We start from the raw sequence: 17,272 nt of genomic DNA on the forward strand, positions 1-17,272 counted from the left end.
CGTACCCCGTACCCCGTGTCCCCCGTAACTCCCGTAAACCCCCTCGGCCTTTGCCGGAAAAAGCGTTCCGTAGGAGAAAAGCCGGGCGGTATTCCGTTAAAAAATCCGTACTGTTTGAGCGTAGCGAGTTTACGGATTTTAGGAATATCGCCCGGCTTTTCAGCTTTTGGAGGCTTGGGGCCTAGACTTTTTGTTACTTTTGGGGCAATGCCAAAAGTAAAACCCGCACCTTGTGTGATGACATTGGAGACATTCCTTCAGAAAACTGTATTGTGATAAAAAAGGAACGTCCCTAACTGTCCCTAACTATAATTATATATATTCTTGCTAACTGAAAAGCACTCATTTATTGGGTGCTTTTCTTATGTTTACTTTTAAAGACTCCAACTGAGACCTTTTTATTTGAACAAAATAGGGAATTTTCTGGATTTATACCAAAAATGGGAGGAATTTCATTGATAATGTAGAAAGCAGTAAAAATATCTAACAATAAATAAACATAATCGATAACAAACATTAAATATTGTTTATTTTAATTTGCTTATGTTTATTTTAGCTCGACACGTAATTGATACGTCTCGTCTGTCCCCGGAAGTAGCGAAATAGCGCAATCAAACGCTAACTACATGGGCGGCAACCAGAAAGCTGCCTACTCATAAAGGAGGTGAGATCGGTGTTAAGTTATCATATCATTGCCAACAAAAGCTATATCGGCAGCACCTGATTTATCAGGGGAGGAATGTTATCCAAGGGACTCTGCAAAAAACCGAATCCGATTAATTACTCAAGAAAGGATGAGATTATGCTTAAAGACCGATTAGTATGTACTGGTAAGCGTGGCCTAAGTTTGGCTTTAGCACTTATCGTCTGTTCCGCCTTGCCGGCCTACGCCCTCGAAAGAATTGATGCTGGTGTAATCATGGACAGCGTGAAAGAACACAAGAAGATCGTTCCTCCCCAAACCAATGTCAAAATTGAAGTCACCCAGGAACAAAAAACGGCACCTCCACAGGCGGCAGGCATCAAGTTCAAAGTCAACGGCTTTCATATCACCGGACAAACCGTCTACAGCGAGGACAAACTACAGGATTTAGTAAAAGACTCCATTGGCCAGGAATTAAACTTGGATGAACTGCAAATTACAGCTGCTCGTATTGCCCAATACTTTAATGACCGGGGATATATGGTGGCCAACGCCTATATTCCAGCCCAAAAAATCAAAAACGGCATAGTGGAAATCACCGTTGTACCAGGACAATACGGCAGCATTGACCTTCGTAATCATTCCAAACTTTCTTCTAGTGCGGCCAACCGGTTTCTCAGCCAAATAAAAATCGGTGACTATGTAAAACAAGATGTCCTGGACCGCACCCTGCTGCTCATCAGCGATATTGGCGGCATCAGTATCAACGCCACTCTGGCACCAGGCAAAACAACCGGCACCTCTGATCTTATTGTGGAAATCAATGACACCAACCTGTTAACCTCTGAGTTTTCCATGGACAACTACGGCAACCGCTATACCGGTGAAGACCGCGGCAACATCAGCCTAAATTTCAATAACCTCAGCGGTGCAGGCGATATGGCTAACCTCAGCGGCAACAAATCAAGTGACGGCATGAACAATTTCAACTTCAGCTACCTGATGCAGGCGGGGAATCGCGGCGCCCGGGTGGGGGTGGGCTATTCGCAATTGCACTATAGCCTGGGCCGGGAATTCGAGGATCTTAATGCCAGCGGCACAGCCAAATCCTCCACTATCTACGGCGAATATCCTCTTATCCGCTCCCGCAACCGCAATCTCTATGCCCAAATCGGATTTGAGCATAGCAAACTCAAAGACCGCATCGACTACTTCAATAATGCCTTCACCAGCAAGCATACTAATTCCTTGATCCTCGGCCTGAGCGGCGACAGCCAGGATAAATTCCACGGCGGCGGCATCAACACCTTTGCATTGACAATTGCAACCGGGCGTCTTGGTATTGACGGTGGCCGGGATGCCTATGGCAACTCAGCGAAAACTTTTGACAAAGAGGGGCTAAATACTGCCGGCACCTACACGAAAGGCAACTTCAGCTTCAATCGCCTGCAATACATAAATGACCGGCTAAACTTCTATCTCGGCTTCTCCGGTCAATTGGCCAGCAAAAATCTCGACTCCTCCGAAAAAATCTATCTCGGCGGTGCCAACGGTGTAAGAGCATATCCCCAAGGCGAAGCGTCAGGCGACCAGGGCTACCTCTTAACCGGCGAATTGCGTTGGAATCTGCCGACGCCTTCCTACCAACTGGCCGTCTTTGTCGACAATGGCAGGGTAACAATCAATAAAAGTCCTATACCGGGTGCGGGCGATAATAACCGTACCCTCACCGGCGCCGGAGTTGGACTACTTATTAGTACCCGGAAAGACTATGACATCCGGGTGGATTACGCCTGGAGACTGGGTTCTGCCCGGGCAACCTCGGATGACGATAAATCAGGCCGTTTGTGGCTTAAAGGCACTCGATACTTTTAAAGGAGGTATAAAAGATGCAACGAAAATGGCAGCGCGAGTGGGAGCGTAGCAAAGCAAGCCGGCGGGAGAAAGGAGTAACAAACCCAAACTCAACAGGTAATCCTTTAAAAACACTGGCCAAATGTGTATTGGTTCCATTGGCAACGGCTGGTATCCTGCTGGTCGGCATGACCAGCACCTATGCTACTAATTCTACTGATGGCACGATCATCAGCGGTGCGGGTACCATTACCCAGAACGGCAAATCTATGACTATCATTCAGAATACGGATAAGCTGGGCATCAACTGGCGGACCTTCAACATCGGCACAGGAGAAAAGGTGCAATTCATCCAGCCAAGCGCCAGTTCCATTGCTTTAAACCGAGTCATCGGCAACGATGCCTCGGCTATTTATGGCACACTGACCGCCAACGGCAAAGTATTTCTCATCAACCCCAACGGCATCCTGTTTGCTCCCGGCGCCAAGGTTGACGTAGGCGGCCTGGCGGCATCTACTCTCAATATATCTGACAGCGATTTTATGGCGGGAAGATATAAATTCACCGGCCAAGACACTACCCTGGGCTCAGTAGTCAACCAAGGAACCATTACCGCCGCAAATGGCGGCTATGTGGCGCTGCTCGGCTCAGATGTGAAAAACGAAGGTATTATTGTTGCCAACAAAGGCACAGTAGCCTTGGCGGCCGGCAAAGTTGTCACGCTGGATATGAACGGTGACAAGCTGCTCAGTCTGGCGGTGGACCAGGCAGCGCTGGATGCCGGCGCTGCTAACCATAACCTCATCCAGGCAGACGGCGGGCAGGTCATTATCTCGGCCAAAGCGGCCAACACCCTGGCTCGTACGGTGGTCAACAATAGCGGCATTATCCAGGCTCAGAGTGTTAACAACGTTAATGGCGAGATTATTTTGGACGGCGGTACCAATGGCCTGGTAGCCAATAGCGGCACCCTCGACGCCTCAGGTAAAAACGTGGGCGCGACAGGCGGCACGGTCAAAGTGCTGGGCGGCCAAGTTGCCCTCACTGATACCGCCAAGGTGGACGTCTCCGGCACCAACGGCGGCGGTACGGCGCTCATCGGCGGCAATGCCCAAGGCAAGGGCGCAGAACAAAACGCCACAACTACCACCGTGGCCAAAGGCGCCACCATCAACGCTGACGCCACTGTTGCCGGCAACGGCGGCAAAGTGGTCGTGTGGGCGGATGATACCACCAATTTCTATGGCAGCATCAGTGCCGCAGGCGGCGCGGTAAGCGGCAACGGCGGCAATGCTGAAGTGTCAGGCAAGAAGACGCTCCTCTATAAAGGCTATACTGACCTCCGGGCACCAAACGGGACAACCGGAACACTGCTGCTGGACCCCGGGGAGTACACCATCAGTACCGGTGCCACTAGCGGCAATATCTATAACGTCACCGAGCTGGGCACCCAGCTAAACTCCGCTAACGTCACCCTGGCAACCGACGGCGCCGGCACCGGTGATATCACCGTCGCCGCCGATGTGACCAACTGGACAAGCGGCAATACCCTTACCCTCAAAGCCAACAACGACATCAACGTCAATGCCAATGTCAAAAGCACCGGCAGTGGTAATGTGGTACTGCGGGCGGATAGCGACGCCGACAGCACAGGTACTGTCAATTTCGGAACCGCTGGCAAGGTAACCACCGACGGCGCAGTGTCCATCTACTATAACCCCAGCGGCACAACTACTACCACGATCAACGGGGCAGCGACTACCGTGAAGGACTATAAGAATCCCAAAGACTACTCGTCTTATGTACAGAAGACGGCCGGCGGCACAGGCAACCTCACCGCTTACATGCTGGTGAATAACGTGAACGAACTCCAGGCCGTCAGCAACAATATGGATGGCGTCTATGCCCTAGGTAAAGATATCGACGCCAGCGCTACCCGCGGTTGGAACAGTGGGGCGGGTTTTGTACCAATCGGTATATGGGAAGAATCTGTGTATAATCCGGCATATTCTCGGTTCGAGACTAACACTAATCTTAGCGACATGACTGGCATTTTTGACGGCGACGGGCATGTGATCAACGGGTTGTATATTAATGCCTATGATAGTACGCAGTTGAAAAAGTATGTTGGTTTGTTTGTTGGCGTTAATGGTGGTGGGACTATCCGTAATCTGGGGCTAAAAAATGTAGACATAACCAGTAGGACTTCTACCGCATATGTCGGCGGCTTGGCAGGATCGCTAGGAAGTGGCAGCATCACCAATTGCTATGTTACGGGCACAATCATCGGCAATTACAGTACTTATATCGGGGGCCTGGTGGGTCATTCACAAGGCAATATCACCAATTCCTACAGTACGGTCGCAATCCAAAGCGTCATCGATAGTACTGATTGCATAGGTAATTTTGTCGGCGGCCTTGTCGGCTACAACTCAGGCGGCAACATCGAAAATAGTTACGCCACAGGCTCAGTCAACTTTCCTGTCAAAAACATTTATACTGACGGCGAAATAGCAGCGGGCGGCTTGGTGGGGTACAACAGTAGCAATGGCAGTATTAAAAATTCCTACAGTACGAGTGCTGTGACCATTAATTCCAAAAAGGTGGAGGTTGGAGGCTTGGTGGGGAGGAATGCTGACACTGGTAGCATTGAGAATTGCTACAGTACAGGTGCAGTAGTAACTGGTGACGATTCTCAGTTCAGCGGTGGTCTGGTCGGGTATATGTCCGGCGGCCAGATTACCAGTAGCTACAGCACCGGTGCTGTAACCAGCGGTGCCGGGGTCAGCGGCGGTCTGGTCGGGCTTATGTCCGGCGGCCAGATTACCAGTAGCTACAGCACCAGTGCGGTAAATAACAGTGGCTGGGGCAGCGGCGGTCTGGTCGGGTGGATAATCAACGACGCCAACAATATCACTATTACCGGCAGCTACAGCGCAGGTAAGGTAACCGGCAGCGATGGCAGCATGGTCGGCGGTTTTGTCGGGTATATTCAAGGTGAAAATTGCATCAGCGGTTCCTACTGGGATATCGACACTTCCGGGCAAAAAACCGGTAGCTACGACGACAGCAGCATCACCGGGATTACCGGCCTGTCGGCGGCAGGTAGCGACCCTTATAAAGCCAGCAGCTACAGCGGTTTCAACTTTGACAAGACGTGGTATATGGTGGACGGTTATACTCGCCCCTTCCTGCAGTGGGAATACAGTACCACAATCACCAATGCCCACCAGCTGCAGTTAATGGCCAAGAATCTGAGTGAGCATTACACCCTGGCCGGCAACATCGACATGAGTGGCAATATCATGGCTCGTAGCGGCTTTATGCCAATCGGCAGTAGTGCCACACCCTTTACCGGCACTTTAAACGGCAACGGGTATGCCGTCAATGGGCTAACCATCACCAACCCCGCGTCTTCTGAGGTGGGCCTGTTCGGCTATATTAAGGACGCGGCCATTAGCAACGTCGGTTTGTATGACGCCAATATCACCGGCGGGGCCACCAGTGCCTATGTCGGTAGTCTGGTCGGCTATAACAGCGGCGGCAGCATCAGCAATGTCTACAGTACCGGTGCCGTCAGTGGTTACGGCACAGTGGGCGGTCTGGTCGGTCTTAATGACGGCACAGTAACAACCTCCTATACCACCAGCCAGGTCACCGGTAGCGGCAGCAACGGCAAAGTTGGCGGTCTGGCCGGGGAAAATGACAAACAGATTACCAATTCTTACAGTACCGGTCAGGTTACCGGCGATGCCGGCAGTTCGGTCGGCGGCTTTATCGGCTATAACGGCAGTGACAGCAAAGTCACCGATTCCTACTGGGATAAAGAAACCTCTGTCCAAGCCGAAGGCGTAGGCAGCGGCAGCAACTCCGGTGTTACTGGTTTGACAACAGCCCAGATGATGGACAAAGCATACCTGGCAGAACATGGTTTAGACTTTACCAAAACATGGTTCATGATTGACGGTCATACCCGCCCCTTCCTGTGGTCAGAGAACGTTTCCGCCATCACCAACGCTCACCAACTGCAGTTAATGGCCGCAGATCTAAATGCCGATTACACCCTTGGCAGCAACATCGGCATGAGCGAGCTTACCAGGGCGTCCGGCATGTGGAATACAACCACTGGCTTTGCATCCATCGGCAGCAGCGACACTCCCTTTACCGGTACTTTAGTCGGTGCCGGGTACACCATCAACGGACTTATGATTAACGACCCGGCCGCAGCGGCAGTCGGTCTGTTTGGCTATGTTAAGAACGCGACTATCAGCAGTATCGGCCTTTGCGATGTAACTATCACCGGCGGAGCTAATAACACGTATGTCGGCAGTCTGGCAGGCTATAACGATGGCGGCAGCATCTTCCATGCCTACATTACCGGCACTGTCAGCGGTGTTACCACTGTCGGCGGCCTGGTGGGCCTGAATAACGGCGATATAGTAAACAGCTACAACGCCGGCATGGTTAGCGGCACAGGCAATGTCGGCGGCCTGGCGGGCCTGAATAGCGGCAGGATTATGATAAATAGCTATAACGCCGGTATGGTTAGCGGCACAGGCAATGTCGGCGGCTTGGCGGGGACCAACGCCGGCAGTATTGCCAACAGCTATAACAAAGGCACAGTGGAAACAGTTGCCGGGGGCGCGGGCAGCAAAGTCGGCGGTCTGACGGGGAGCAATACCGGCAGCATTACCGGCTCCTACAATGCCGCTGGCATGTGGGGTGCCGGCGGCGGTACGGTGAATGGCAATGCCGACAAGGACATAGTCGGCGGCCTCGCCGGTGAAAATGACGGCACCATTACCAGTTCCTACAATGCCGGCATGGTAAACGCCAATGCCGTCGGCAGCACAGTCGGCGGCCTGGCGGGGATCAATACCGGTGATATCACCGGTTCCTACAATGCGGATGCCGACTGGATGAACGGCACTGCTGCCGGCACCGTGACCAGCTACGCCGCCGAAACGACAGTGGGCGGCCTGGTCGGCGAAAATGACGGCACCATTACCTCTTCTTACAATAAAGGCGTAGTTATCACCAATAGCAGCAATACTATTCTCGGCGGTTTGGTGGGAAAAAACAAAAAGACCATTACCGGTTCCTACAATACCGGTGCGTTGACCAATAATTTCGCCGGCAATATAATCGGCGGCCTGGTGGGGGAAAACTACGGCACTATCAAGGGTGATTCCTACAATACCGGCGCGATCACCACTACTGTCGCCAATAGCGCCATCGGCGGTCTGGCAAGCAAAAACTATGGCAGTATTATAAAGTCCTACAACACCGGCGCGATAACCAGCGATGCCGCCGATAATGCCATCGGTGGCCTGGTAGGTGAAAACCTTCAAGGCGGCAGCATAATAAACTCTTACAATGCCGGCACGGTGGTAACAACAGTCAACGCCACCGATAACTGGGCGGGCGGCCTGGCCGGGAAAAACTACAGCACCATCACCGGCTGCTACAATGCCGCCCTGATAACCGCCGCCGGTGACGGCAACCGGGTCGGCGGCCTGGTGGGCTTGAATGCACTGGGCAGCAGCATCGCCAACTCCTACAATAGTACCTTTATGCTGACTGCAAGCGGCAGCAACAACATCGTCGGTGGCCTGGTGGGCGAAAACGACGGCGATATTAGCTACTCCTACACGATCACCCCGCTATCAGCCACCGGCTCTAACAGCACCGTTGGCGCGCTGGTCGGTCTGAATGGCAGTACCGGTAAGATTAACAACGGCTATTGGAATACGGAAATTGCCGGGCAGCCCAAGGGGGTCGGCTCCGGCTCGGCGGACAGCGTCAAAGGACTGACAATGGCCGAAATGATGCAGCGCAGCACCTATGCCGGCTGGGATCTGACCAATACCTGGAATATTGTCAACGGCACCTCCTTCCCCTACCTTACCTGGCAGTTCGATGGTACCCCGAAGTTTATCTCCGGAATAGTGCAGGGAGGCGGTAGCGGCAAAACTATCGATATTATTCTCTGGGATACAAATAATCATTTTTATGAAGCTCGACGAACTACACTTGGTACGATTCAGCTTACTACTGTCGCGGCCAACGGCTTCTATTATATGACTGTACCATCATCCCTTACAGTGCCAGACAACACTTTGCTAGAGTACTATGTAACCGGCGACAGCAATTACAAGGCTAACGCTCTCTACCGCTACGGCAGCAACGGCGTAGCCAATGGCAATCTGATCCGCAATACGCTGATCGTCAATGGCGGCAGCTTCCCGATCAGTAGTATTCCTGCGGTACCGACAGAGGACAGTGTTTTTTCCTATTCAGGGGAAGACCTAGTAGTAAACGGCGACTTCCAAGGCTACAATTTTTTTTGTACCCCAGAGTATGACAGCGGAAACGTTGGACTCGCATATAATCATCCTCTCTTCATCAATAACCTGACGGCATATGGTTCAATTACTATTACTAATCCCGGCAGTGGGTATGCCTTTTTTTATGCAAATGATCCGAGTTACGTACGGAGTTTTGGCGATCAGAACAAAGTACGTTCTGATGTTGATGAGATCCGCACACATATCACCGCCATCGGCGGCGACATTACCTACATCACCGACCGCAATTTGCTTATCAGCAAAGGTGGGCAATTTTCTGCCAGCGGTAATGTTACCCTGGTCGCCAATAAGGGTTTTCTCAACAACGGCGGAGCTAATGTGCTCAAGGCCGGCAGCGGGCGTTGGCTGGTTTATGCCCCTGACCAGTATCTTTTGCGGTCCTCCATACTATTCTATGAACAGCCAAAATACTCAAAATTGCTCAATGAATATTACGGGGTCTGGGCTGACTATTTCAAAAATTATTTAGCTGGCATTGATCAAGTATATGATGGCCGAGGCGGGCTGACCGGCGGCTTTACGCAGTGGGGAACAACCTATGGCGAAGCAGTCCCGGCTACCGGCAATGGTTTTGTCTATTCGGCACTCACGTCAGCCCTCCGGCCACTGACGCCATCCCAGGCAAGACGCTCGGCGGCGATCACTGAGGCCTACCGCTACAATGCCCAAGGGCGGGGTCTGGGAGCTGCGACCACCAGGGTGCCAAGTCTTATCACCTCGAACCTCCCGTTCCTGACTGTCAACGGCACCGGCGTGGCCCTGGCTGCCGTTGACGCCAGCCAGATCACGGTAGAGCAACAAACCGGCTCGGTAAATTCGGCACCAGGCAGTGAGCCTGCTGCACCGGCGGCGGAAAAATAAATCGTAGTTAAAGGAGTTTAGGGGAGTTTATTAACGCCAAGGATGCGCTTTGGCATCCTTGGCAGTTAATCCTATATGAGGGGGAAATTCAATGAAAAAAAGCAAGCTGTCGGTTATCGTAAGCGTCATGCTGCTATATTCCAGTTTTGCGCCAGTGGCAAACGCGGAAGAGGCGGCCAACACCAGCAGCGACGTCGAAGAAGTAGAAGTAACGGCTGACAGGATTAAGCAACTTAATCCTGTCAATATCACGGTTGTTAATGCCGACGAGATCAAAGCCCAGGGGGCTCGCAACGTGGCCGAAGCCTTGAAGGATGTATCAGGCTTATATATTACCAGCAATGATGCCCAAGGCAAAGCCATTGCCATGTTTCGCGGCAGCGATGCGGAAAATACCCGGGTGTTTGTTGACGGCATACCACTAAGTCCGGTGGGGGACGGCAAGGTGGATCTACGCGCCATTCCATCGGAAAATATTGAAAAAATTGAGGTAATCAAAGGTGCCGTGCCAGTTATTTACGGCACCAATGCGCCTGGCGGAATCATCTATATCACCACTAAAAAAGCCGGGGATAAAGCCGGTCAGACAGTAAGCATTACCACAGGCAGTCACCGGGAAAAGAGCATTTTTGCCTCCGCATCCGGGAAAAATGGCAAGCTCAGTTATCTTGTGGACGTCAAGAAAGAAAATACCGACGGGTATACTGCTCATGCCAAGGGGAAAGACGACTACTTTGACGGTAAATTCAACTTTGATATTAGTCCCAAAGCTTCAGTGACCATAGTAGGATCATATACCGAAAGAAACTATCAGATTGCCAACCGCATTGACCCTGCCACCGGCATGATTTTAAGAAAAAGTGGTTTGGCTACGGTATCCTCAGGTGATTATTTGTCTTACACTTATAATTGGGAATATGAGCCCTGGAAGAACAAATATGTCGGTATGCTCTATAACCAAAAGCTTACCAGCAACAGCGATCTAAGCCTGAGATTGTACCGCACCAATGAAAACAGTCACTTAAAAGGTTTTGGCTGGTTACAGGGTGCCGTAGCAGACATAAATCATGATTGGGCCCACATATATACAGATGGCACGGTAAAAGGCTTTGAATTACAAAATATAATTAGAACAAGCCGGGCCAACACCATCACTTGGGGTTATACCCATGAGGAGAAGAATTATTATCAGCGGCAAGATGCGGTTTTGAAGTATAACGACCCGAAACCGGGGGGCGTCCCCATTTATTATTTGGGAACTGATCGCTCAATATATGATTGCACCGCCAAAAGCTTTTATCTGCAAGATACTGCCAATATCAGCCGCAAACTGGCCGTCAATTTTGGTGTCAGGCATGACGATCTAAACGACTATGCGAGCATACATCAATTTTCTAGACTAGCTTTGCCTGATCAACGCGGTAAAGGGACTGCTGATAAACCGGAAATTAACTTTAACTATGCGCTAACTGACAAAACAGCGTTGCATGGTGCGTTTGGCAAAAGCTACCGATGGCCTAATGTCTCGGAAAGGTTACACCCTGGCGGAGCATACGGAGTGTCTAACGAGTATGATTATTTTAAGAATGACCCTTATACAGGTAAAACTTATGATCCACCGCAATTTTTGTACAAATGGGCTGATGGAAAATGGCATCAAGCCTCATCTACTTGTACGTATGTATTGCCGGAAGAAGCCATTAACCGGGAGATTGGACTAACGCACACGTTTCATTCCGGGCTGAAATTTGACGTCACTTATTTCAGCAAAAACATCACGAACATGATTAAAGGACAAGCTTATGCCTATGCGGATTCGGGTACTCTTTACTATTACAACATACCCAGTGTCCAGATGCATGGCTTCGAGGCGGAAGTCAGTCATAAAATCGGCAAACGAATCAAAGGGTTTCTAAGTTATTCCTACACCAATGCCTGGGATCCGATTGTAGCGCATCAAGTATGTGATATTGCATCGCGGAAATTCTCTTATGGCTTTAACTACACCGGCCAGGACGGCGTCAATGCCTACCTGTCAATGAACTATGTGGGCTCCTACCAAAGTCAATTCTCCACCGGCAATGGTAATGGCAATGGCGAATCCAATCTAGCAAAGCCTTTGACTATACCGGGCCACCATACCGTTGATCTTAAAGTCAGCAAGCAGATAAATAACGAAGAGTACTATGTTAGAGTCACTAACCTGTTGGATAAGAAGTATTACTCCGGATATTATCTTGTTGCCCCTGGCCGATATGTCGAGTTCGGCACCAATATTAGTTTTTAACAATAGGAAAGGAAGGTTCCGTTATCATGCAGCTAGTAAAGAACCAGAAAAAAATCAGCCTGTTGAACCCGGCTGCCGTCTGGGTGGTCGTACTCCTGGTAAGCCTTATTATGGCTGCCGGCACAGCCACCGCCGCGCCGGCAGCCACGGTGGGCGTCGTAGACTACGATCGGCTCATGACCAGTCATCCGGACATGCCGCAGGCCAATGAAGCGCTAAAAGCCGCAAGCGAGCAGGCGAATAAAGAATTAGCCGCCCAAGCAGCCAATCTCAGCGATAAAGAAAAACAGGACCTCATCGCCCAACTCGAACAGCGCGTCGAACTGAAGCGACAGACCCTAATGATCGCCATCGCCGACAAAGTCAATGCCGCCATTAAAGAAACGGGCGAAGCGAAAGGACTGAAGATTGTCATACAAAAAGATATTGTCGCTTATGGCGGGCTGGATATCACTGATGAAGTACTAAAGAAGATTACCGGAAAATAGACGATAAACAAAGAGTGCGGCAATTGCCGCACTCTTTGTTGTTGGATGTACTAATAAAAACAAAGTAGTATCATTTTTCGTATCATTTAAGAAAGTTTTAAGAAAGCTTTGTTATAATGAAAGTTGAGACTAGAGAAGCAGGAACTTTATTATAGGGGCGTTCCTGAGAATTCTTGGGAGAAGCCTCTCGTCCCTATGCTGTTGTAAGGTGCAACGCGAACCCAATATAGCGTGCCTGAGGTAAGTCCGGTAATAGTTGCACTGGTATAGCTTTTTAACTGATAAGTCGACGTCCACTTGTTGCCGCTGGTTACGTATATTTTAACTCCGGTTGGGGTTGGCTCGATTTTATTGTAATCCCAGGTTACCTTTAACTGGCCAGCGATGGTAGTAGGGGCAACGGTGATCTGACTTATATAGCCGGGAAGGTCAGCGGTAACTGTGCTGAAAGTGTACCTGGTAGTGGAGTGCTGAGTGGTGCCGGTGCTTGTACGGGCATTAATGAAACTGGTGAAAGTATGGTTGCTCGTGTCGGTGAAACTTGGCAGATCCAGTGTGTAGTTGTAGCTGCCCGGATTACATCTGTTAAAGGCATATTTTTCATGTTCGGGAATCCAATAATCTGTCTGAGGGAAGTAGAAGGTATTGTTCACGTTATTCATATTGTTGGAGTCCGGATAATGAGTTTCGGCCTGCGGAAAGTCTGAGGTCTGGCACAGGCCGGTTGCCTGTACTACCTTTACCCCGCCTCTTTTGTAGTTATTGCTTAAGGCGCTTAAGAAGGTATCACGTGTACTGGCAAGAATGGGCCGGTCAAAAATGACGGTCAGATTGGACTCATAGGACACGTCTGTTGCTCCGCCGCTTAATGAGTACTTGGGCACGCCACCTACCATATAGGTGACATAAGGTGTGGTATTACTGTAAGTTCCTGCTGATGTTGGTGTTCTGAAGGTAAAGTTGGTGTCGAACAGATTGGGATCCGTCGTGTTATTAATGAAATTGTTCAGCGATTGGTTTGCGAAGAGAGTATTTTGCATATTTACGTCATACAGAGTGTCGTAAGACAACTGCGAGCCAAGGGTTAAGGTGAGTGTCGTGCCCTTGTCCAACCCAATGGTGGTACAGCCGCTGCTACCGTCGGAGGACTTGACAACGTCGGTCACGGAAATAGGACCACCGTTAGTATGTTGTTTGATGGTAAACATACACTTATCATATTCTTTGATTTCTTTGTCAAAAAAGACCTTCACATGAGTTCTGTCCACATACTGATAACCAGTAAAGCTAAATGGCCCATCAGTATCGCTTTGGCGGTTCAGCGCCAAAGCGCTGGGAGCCCCTGCCATGCTCAACGCCACACCAAGTACGAGCGCGGCAGTTATTTTGGCGCTGTTCTTAAACAGCAATTTAAACAGGTTGATCATTGTTTTGCCTCCCTATTTATTTGTATATATTACCTATGGTTTTGCTGTTATTCGTGAGGAGATATGGCGAAGCAACCCCTGCTAATTGCTAAGATTGTGGGATTGCTTCGCGTGCTTGTACTATGAAATTGTATTAAATCATTCCTACCTTACAACCAGCTTGTGCCGTTGGTTGTCTTGGTGCCATCGCTGAAAGTGAAGCTGTTGAGCTTGTTGCCGTCACTTTGACTCCAGTCGGCCACTGTCACGGTGTTAGTGCCGATGGTAATGATGAGGTCGTCGCCGCCGGTGCCGCCGATACTGACTGAGGCAGAGGAACTGGTAAATGCGCTTAAATCGATTCTGTCCTCACTGTTGTCAGTAGAAGCGCCGATTATATCATTGCCGAAGTCGCCTTGGAAGGTGTAGGTGTCAGCGCCCGCGCCGCCGAACAAGGTATCATTGCCAGTGCCCGCGTCCAGACTATCACTGCCTTCACCGCCGGCTAGGGTGTCGTTGCCAGTCCAACCCCAGAGCGTGTCATTGCCTGTTCCACCAAGAATAATGTCATCGCCCTCATCACCGGTCAGAAAGTCGTTGCCGGTTCCGCCTGAAAGGGTGTCATTGCCGGTGCCGCCAAGAATATAGTCATCGCCTTCATCGCCGGAAAGAAAGTCATTGCCGCTATAACCCCAGAGCGTGTCGTTGCCGGCACCGCCGTCCAGGTAGTCATCGCCAGCCGCAAGAGCGTCCTCATCATCGCCGTAAAGAACGTCATCGCCTTTTCCGCCCGCAAGCGTGTCATTACCGCTGCCGCCGTAAAGCGTGTCATTGTCGCTCCCACCAAAGAGCACGTCATTGCCGTTCCTACCGTAAAGCGTGTCAATGCCGATTCCGCCCGCAAGTATGTCATCGCCTTCGCCGCCGTCCAGATAGTCGTCGCCTGCATTGCCGAAAAGAAAGTCATTGCCGTCTGAACCAAGGAGTGTGTCATTGCCGGTACCACCGTCAAGAAAGTCATAACCTTCGGCGCCATCCAGAAAGTCATTGCCGCTCCCGCCCAGGAGTACGTCATTACCGGTGCCGCCATAAATATAGTCATCGCCATCATTGCCGATAAGAAAGTCATTGCCGTCTAAGCCATAAATCTCATCAGGTTCGCTGCCTCCGAATATAAAATTGTTACCGTTGGTGCCATAATCGATAGCCATATTATTCCCTCCCTGAAATTTTGTATTTTGGTATTATGGGTATATGCCCCGGCTGCGAGAACCGGGGCATAAGCTTAACCGAGGTGCCTATTATAGAGGTGTGCCTGAGAATTCTTGGGAGAAGCCTGTCGTTCCGATACTGTTGTAAGCCGCTATGCGAACCCAATATAGCGTGCCTGAGGTAAGACCAGTAATAACCTTACTACTTGTCGAGGATGAACTGGTATAGGCTTTCACCTGATAAGTTGACGTCCACTTGTTGCCGCTGGTTACGTATATTTTAACTCCGGTTGGGGTTGGCTCGATTTTATTGGGATCCCAGGTTACCAATAACTGGCCGGCAATGGCAGTGGGGGCAACAGTGATCTGGTTTGTATGGCCGGGAAGGTCAGCGGTTACTGTGCTGAAAGTGTACCCGGTAGTGGAGTTCTGAGTGTTGCCGGTGCTTGTACGGGCGTTGATGAAGCTGGTGAAAGTATGGTTGCTCGTGTCGGTGAAACTTGGCAGAGCCAGCGTGTAGCTGTAGCTGCCCGGATTTTTTCTGTTAAAGGACCATTGTTTAAGAGCAGGGGTTTCGTGCGTGCTCCAATATCCGGGGTAATTTGTCCCAGGGAAGTAGAAGGTAGTGTTCACGTTATTCTTGTTGTTAGAGGTCGGGTAATGTGTTTCGGCTGTGGGGAAGTCTGTGGTTAGGCAGTTGCCGGTTGCCTGTACTACTTTTACTCCGCCTCTTTTGTAATTATTACTTAAGTTGGCTAAAAAAGTATCACGTGTGCTGGCAAGAATGGGCCGGTCAAAAACGACAGTCAGACTGGACTCATAGGACACGTTTGTTGCTCCGCCGCTTAATGAGGATGTGGGCACACCACCTACGATATAGGTGACATAAGGTGTGGTATTACTGTAAGTTCCAGTCGCTGTCGGTGTCCTGAAAGTAAAGTTAGTGTCGTACAGATTGGGATCAGACTGGTTATTATTGAAATTATTCAGCGATTGGTTCGCGAAGAGAGTATTTTGCATCTTTACGTCATACAGAGTGTCGTAAGACAACTGCGAGCCCAGAGTTAAGGTGATTGTCGTGCCCTTGTCCAGGCCGTGGTCGATGCAGCCGCTGTAGCCAAGGTGGTCACTTTCGGTAGTATTGTACACGGCGTTGGTGACGGTAATAGGCGCGCCATTAGTATGTTGTGTGATGGTAAACATGCTCTTATCACATTCGCCGTCAATGGCTCCTGGTTTGGCTGGGGCGGTTATTGTTTTGTCAATGAAAATAGCCACGTGAGTTCTATCCACATACTGGTAGCCGGTAAAGCTCAATGGCTTGTGGCCGCTTACCCCTGTGCTGCCATCGCGATTCAGCGCGAAGGAACTAGGAACCGCCACCAGGCTCACTGCCACGCCAAGTGCGAGCGCGGCAACTAGTTTGGCACTTTTTTTCAGTAATCCATTAAACATTCTTCTAACCTCCTTAAATTTTTGCTAATTGGGACCAGGACGTTACATCACCTCTCTTTCTTCCAGATATCTGTTGCAAAACTCACCCCGGACACTTATTGAAGTGCGATATTGTGTAGCGGGTTAATTGGGTAACCCACTATATTGTGGTATTGAGTCATGAATTGCCGCAATGGGTTTTGTAGCAGCTTCTTATTAAAAATTAAGTCGGGATGCAAATGCGCATGGCGGCTTAATCTCCAACCGGTAACTCTTTTCGCACCAGAAAGCAAGAGCCCGACTTAGAATTGGCCTTCTAAAGCTGTTTTGGATCAACTTTAGTTCAATAGACAAGCGTTAAGGCTTGTCCATTCCTTATGCCTGGACAAAGTTCGACACTAAGACTTTATTTACAGATTAATAATTTATTAACATTATTTCCAAGTAATTACATTTTACCCCCATATGTTCTGTTTTGTCAATGTTTATTTGTTTATGTTGAAAAATTTTAAACCATTGAGATCGTTATTGTTTGATTTAATTTATTATAGTATGTTTTAAATTGATATAGTTATATTGTAAAAAGTAACAAAAGGGCCGTGACTCTCTGCTTTTACAGAGAATCATGGCCTTTTTCAGCGATTTGCATACAATTAGAACCTTTTGCAGATGGAAAAATTCAAATTTATCACAAAATAGGCAGGTATTTCAATATAAATG

Annotated in this window: 8 protein-coding genes and 1 pseudogene; 5 read left to right on the forward strand and 4 right to left on the reverse strand. The window is 49.7% G+C overall.

Features of this window, described 5'->3' with window-relative positions; translation table 11 throughout:
* Positions 1-802: 802 nt before the first annotated feature.
* Entirely contained in the window at positions 803-2,518 is a 1,716-nt protein-coding gene (locus tag AC1ECB_RS07665; RefSeq protein ID WP_485668155.1) for a ShlB/FhaC/HecB family hemolysin secretion/activation protein, read from the forward strand.
* 104 nt (positions 2,519-2,622) lie between these two features.
* Here the strand turns inward: AC1ECB_RS07665 and AC1ECB_RS07670 are convergent, their stop codons facing one another.
* Positions 2,623-2,844, reverse strand: a complete 222-nt coding sequence (locus AC1ECB_RS07670; protein ID WP_485669423.1) for a hypothetical protein — start codon at positions 2,842-2,844, stop codon at positions 2,623-2,625.
* On the opposite strand from AC1ECB_RS07670, the pseudogene AC1ECB_RS07675 reads away from it, so the two are divergent.
* From AC1ECB_RS07675 to AC1ECB_RS07690, 4 genes and pseudogenes are all read left to right on the forward strand, one after another.
* Positions 2,767-3,405: pseudogene (locus AC1ECB_RS07675) on the forward strand (two-partner secretion domain-containing protein); the annotation flags it as partial. The gene AC1ECB_RS07670 and the pseudogene AC1ECB_RS07675 overlap by 78 nt on opposite strands.
* Before the next feature lie 150 nt (positions 3,406-3,555).
* A complete protein-coding gene (locus AC1ECB_RS07680; RefSeq protein WP_485669297.1) occupies positions 3,556-9,726 on the forward strand; it encodes a GLUG motif-containing protein in 6,171 nt (2,056 codons plus the stop codon).
* 91 nt (positions 9,727-9,817) lie between these two features.
* Positions 9,818-12,013 carry a TonB-dependent receptor gene (locus AC1ECB_RS07685; RefSeq protein ID WP_485668156.1) on the forward strand — a complete coding sequence of 732 codons (2,196 nt, stop codon included), beginning with the start codon at positions 9,818-9,820 and terminating at the stop codon, positions 12,011-12,013.
* 26 nt (positions 12,014-12,039) lie between these two features.
* Positions 12,040-12,501: an OmpH/Skp family outer membrane protein gene (locus tag AC1ECB_RS07690; protein WP_485668157.1), complete on the forward strand. Its 462-nt coding sequence runs from the start codon at positions 12,040-12,042 to the stop codon at positions 12,499-12,501.
* A 149-nt stretch (positions 12,502-12,650) separates the two neighbouring features.
* Here the strand turns inward: AC1ECB_RS07690 and AC1ECB_RS07695 are convergent, their stop codons facing one another.
* The 3 genes from AC1ECB_RS07695 to AC1ECB_RS07705 all read right to left on the reverse strand — a co-directional run bounded on the left by AC1ECB_RS07695 (position 12,651) and on the right by AC1ECB_RS07705 (position 16,573).
* Positions 12,651-13,928, reverse strand: coding sequence for a fibronectin type III domain-containing protein (locus AC1ECB_RS07695; protein ID WP_485668158.1), 1,278 nt, complete (start codon positions 13,926-13,928; stop codon positions 12,651-12,653).
* 149 nt (positions 13,929-14,077) lie between these two features.
* Entirely contained in the window at positions 14,078-15,118 is a 1,041-nt protein-coding gene (locus tag AC1ECB_RS07700) for a calcium-binding protein (RefSeq protein ID WP_485668159.1), read from the reverse strand.
* 90 nt (positions 15,119-15,208) lie between these two features.
* Complete coding sequence (locus AC1ECB_RS07705; RefSeq protein ID WP_485668160.1) at positions 15,209-16,573, reverse strand: fibronectin type III domain-containing protein; 1,365 nt, start codon at positions 16,571-16,573, stop codon at positions 15,209-15,211.
* Positions 16,574-17,272 lie beyond the last annotated feature (699 nt).

This window comes from Sporomusa sp. 246TCP1, assembly GCF_057319775.1.

Bases quoted from the DNA above. Each gene is read 5' to 3' on its own strand.
- AC1ECB_RS07665 (WP_485668155.1), top strand. From the start codon at position 803: ATGCTTAAAGACCGATTAGTATGTACTGGTAAGCGTGGCCTAAGTTTG.
- AC1ECB_RS07685 (WP_485668156.1), top strand. From the start codon at position 9,818: ATGAAAAAAAGCAAGCTGTCGGTTATCGTAAGCGTCATGCTGCTATAT.
- AC1ECB_RS07690 (WP_485668157.1), top strand. From the start codon at position 12,040: ATGCAGCTAGTAAAGAACCAGAAAAAAATCAGCCTGTTGAACCCGGCT.
- AC1ECB_RS07695 (WP_485668158.1), bottom strand. From the start codon at position 13,928: ATGATCAACCTGTTTAAATTGCTGTTTAAGAACAGCGCCAAAATAACT.
- AC1ECB_RS07700 (WP_485668159.1), bottom strand. From the start codon at position 15,118: ATGGCTATCGATTATGGCACCAACGGTAACAATTTTATATTCGGAGGC.
- AC1ECB_RS07705 (WP_485668160.1), bottom strand. From the start codon at position 16,573: ATGTTTAATGGATTACTGAAAAAAAGTGCCAAACTAGTTGCCGCGCTC.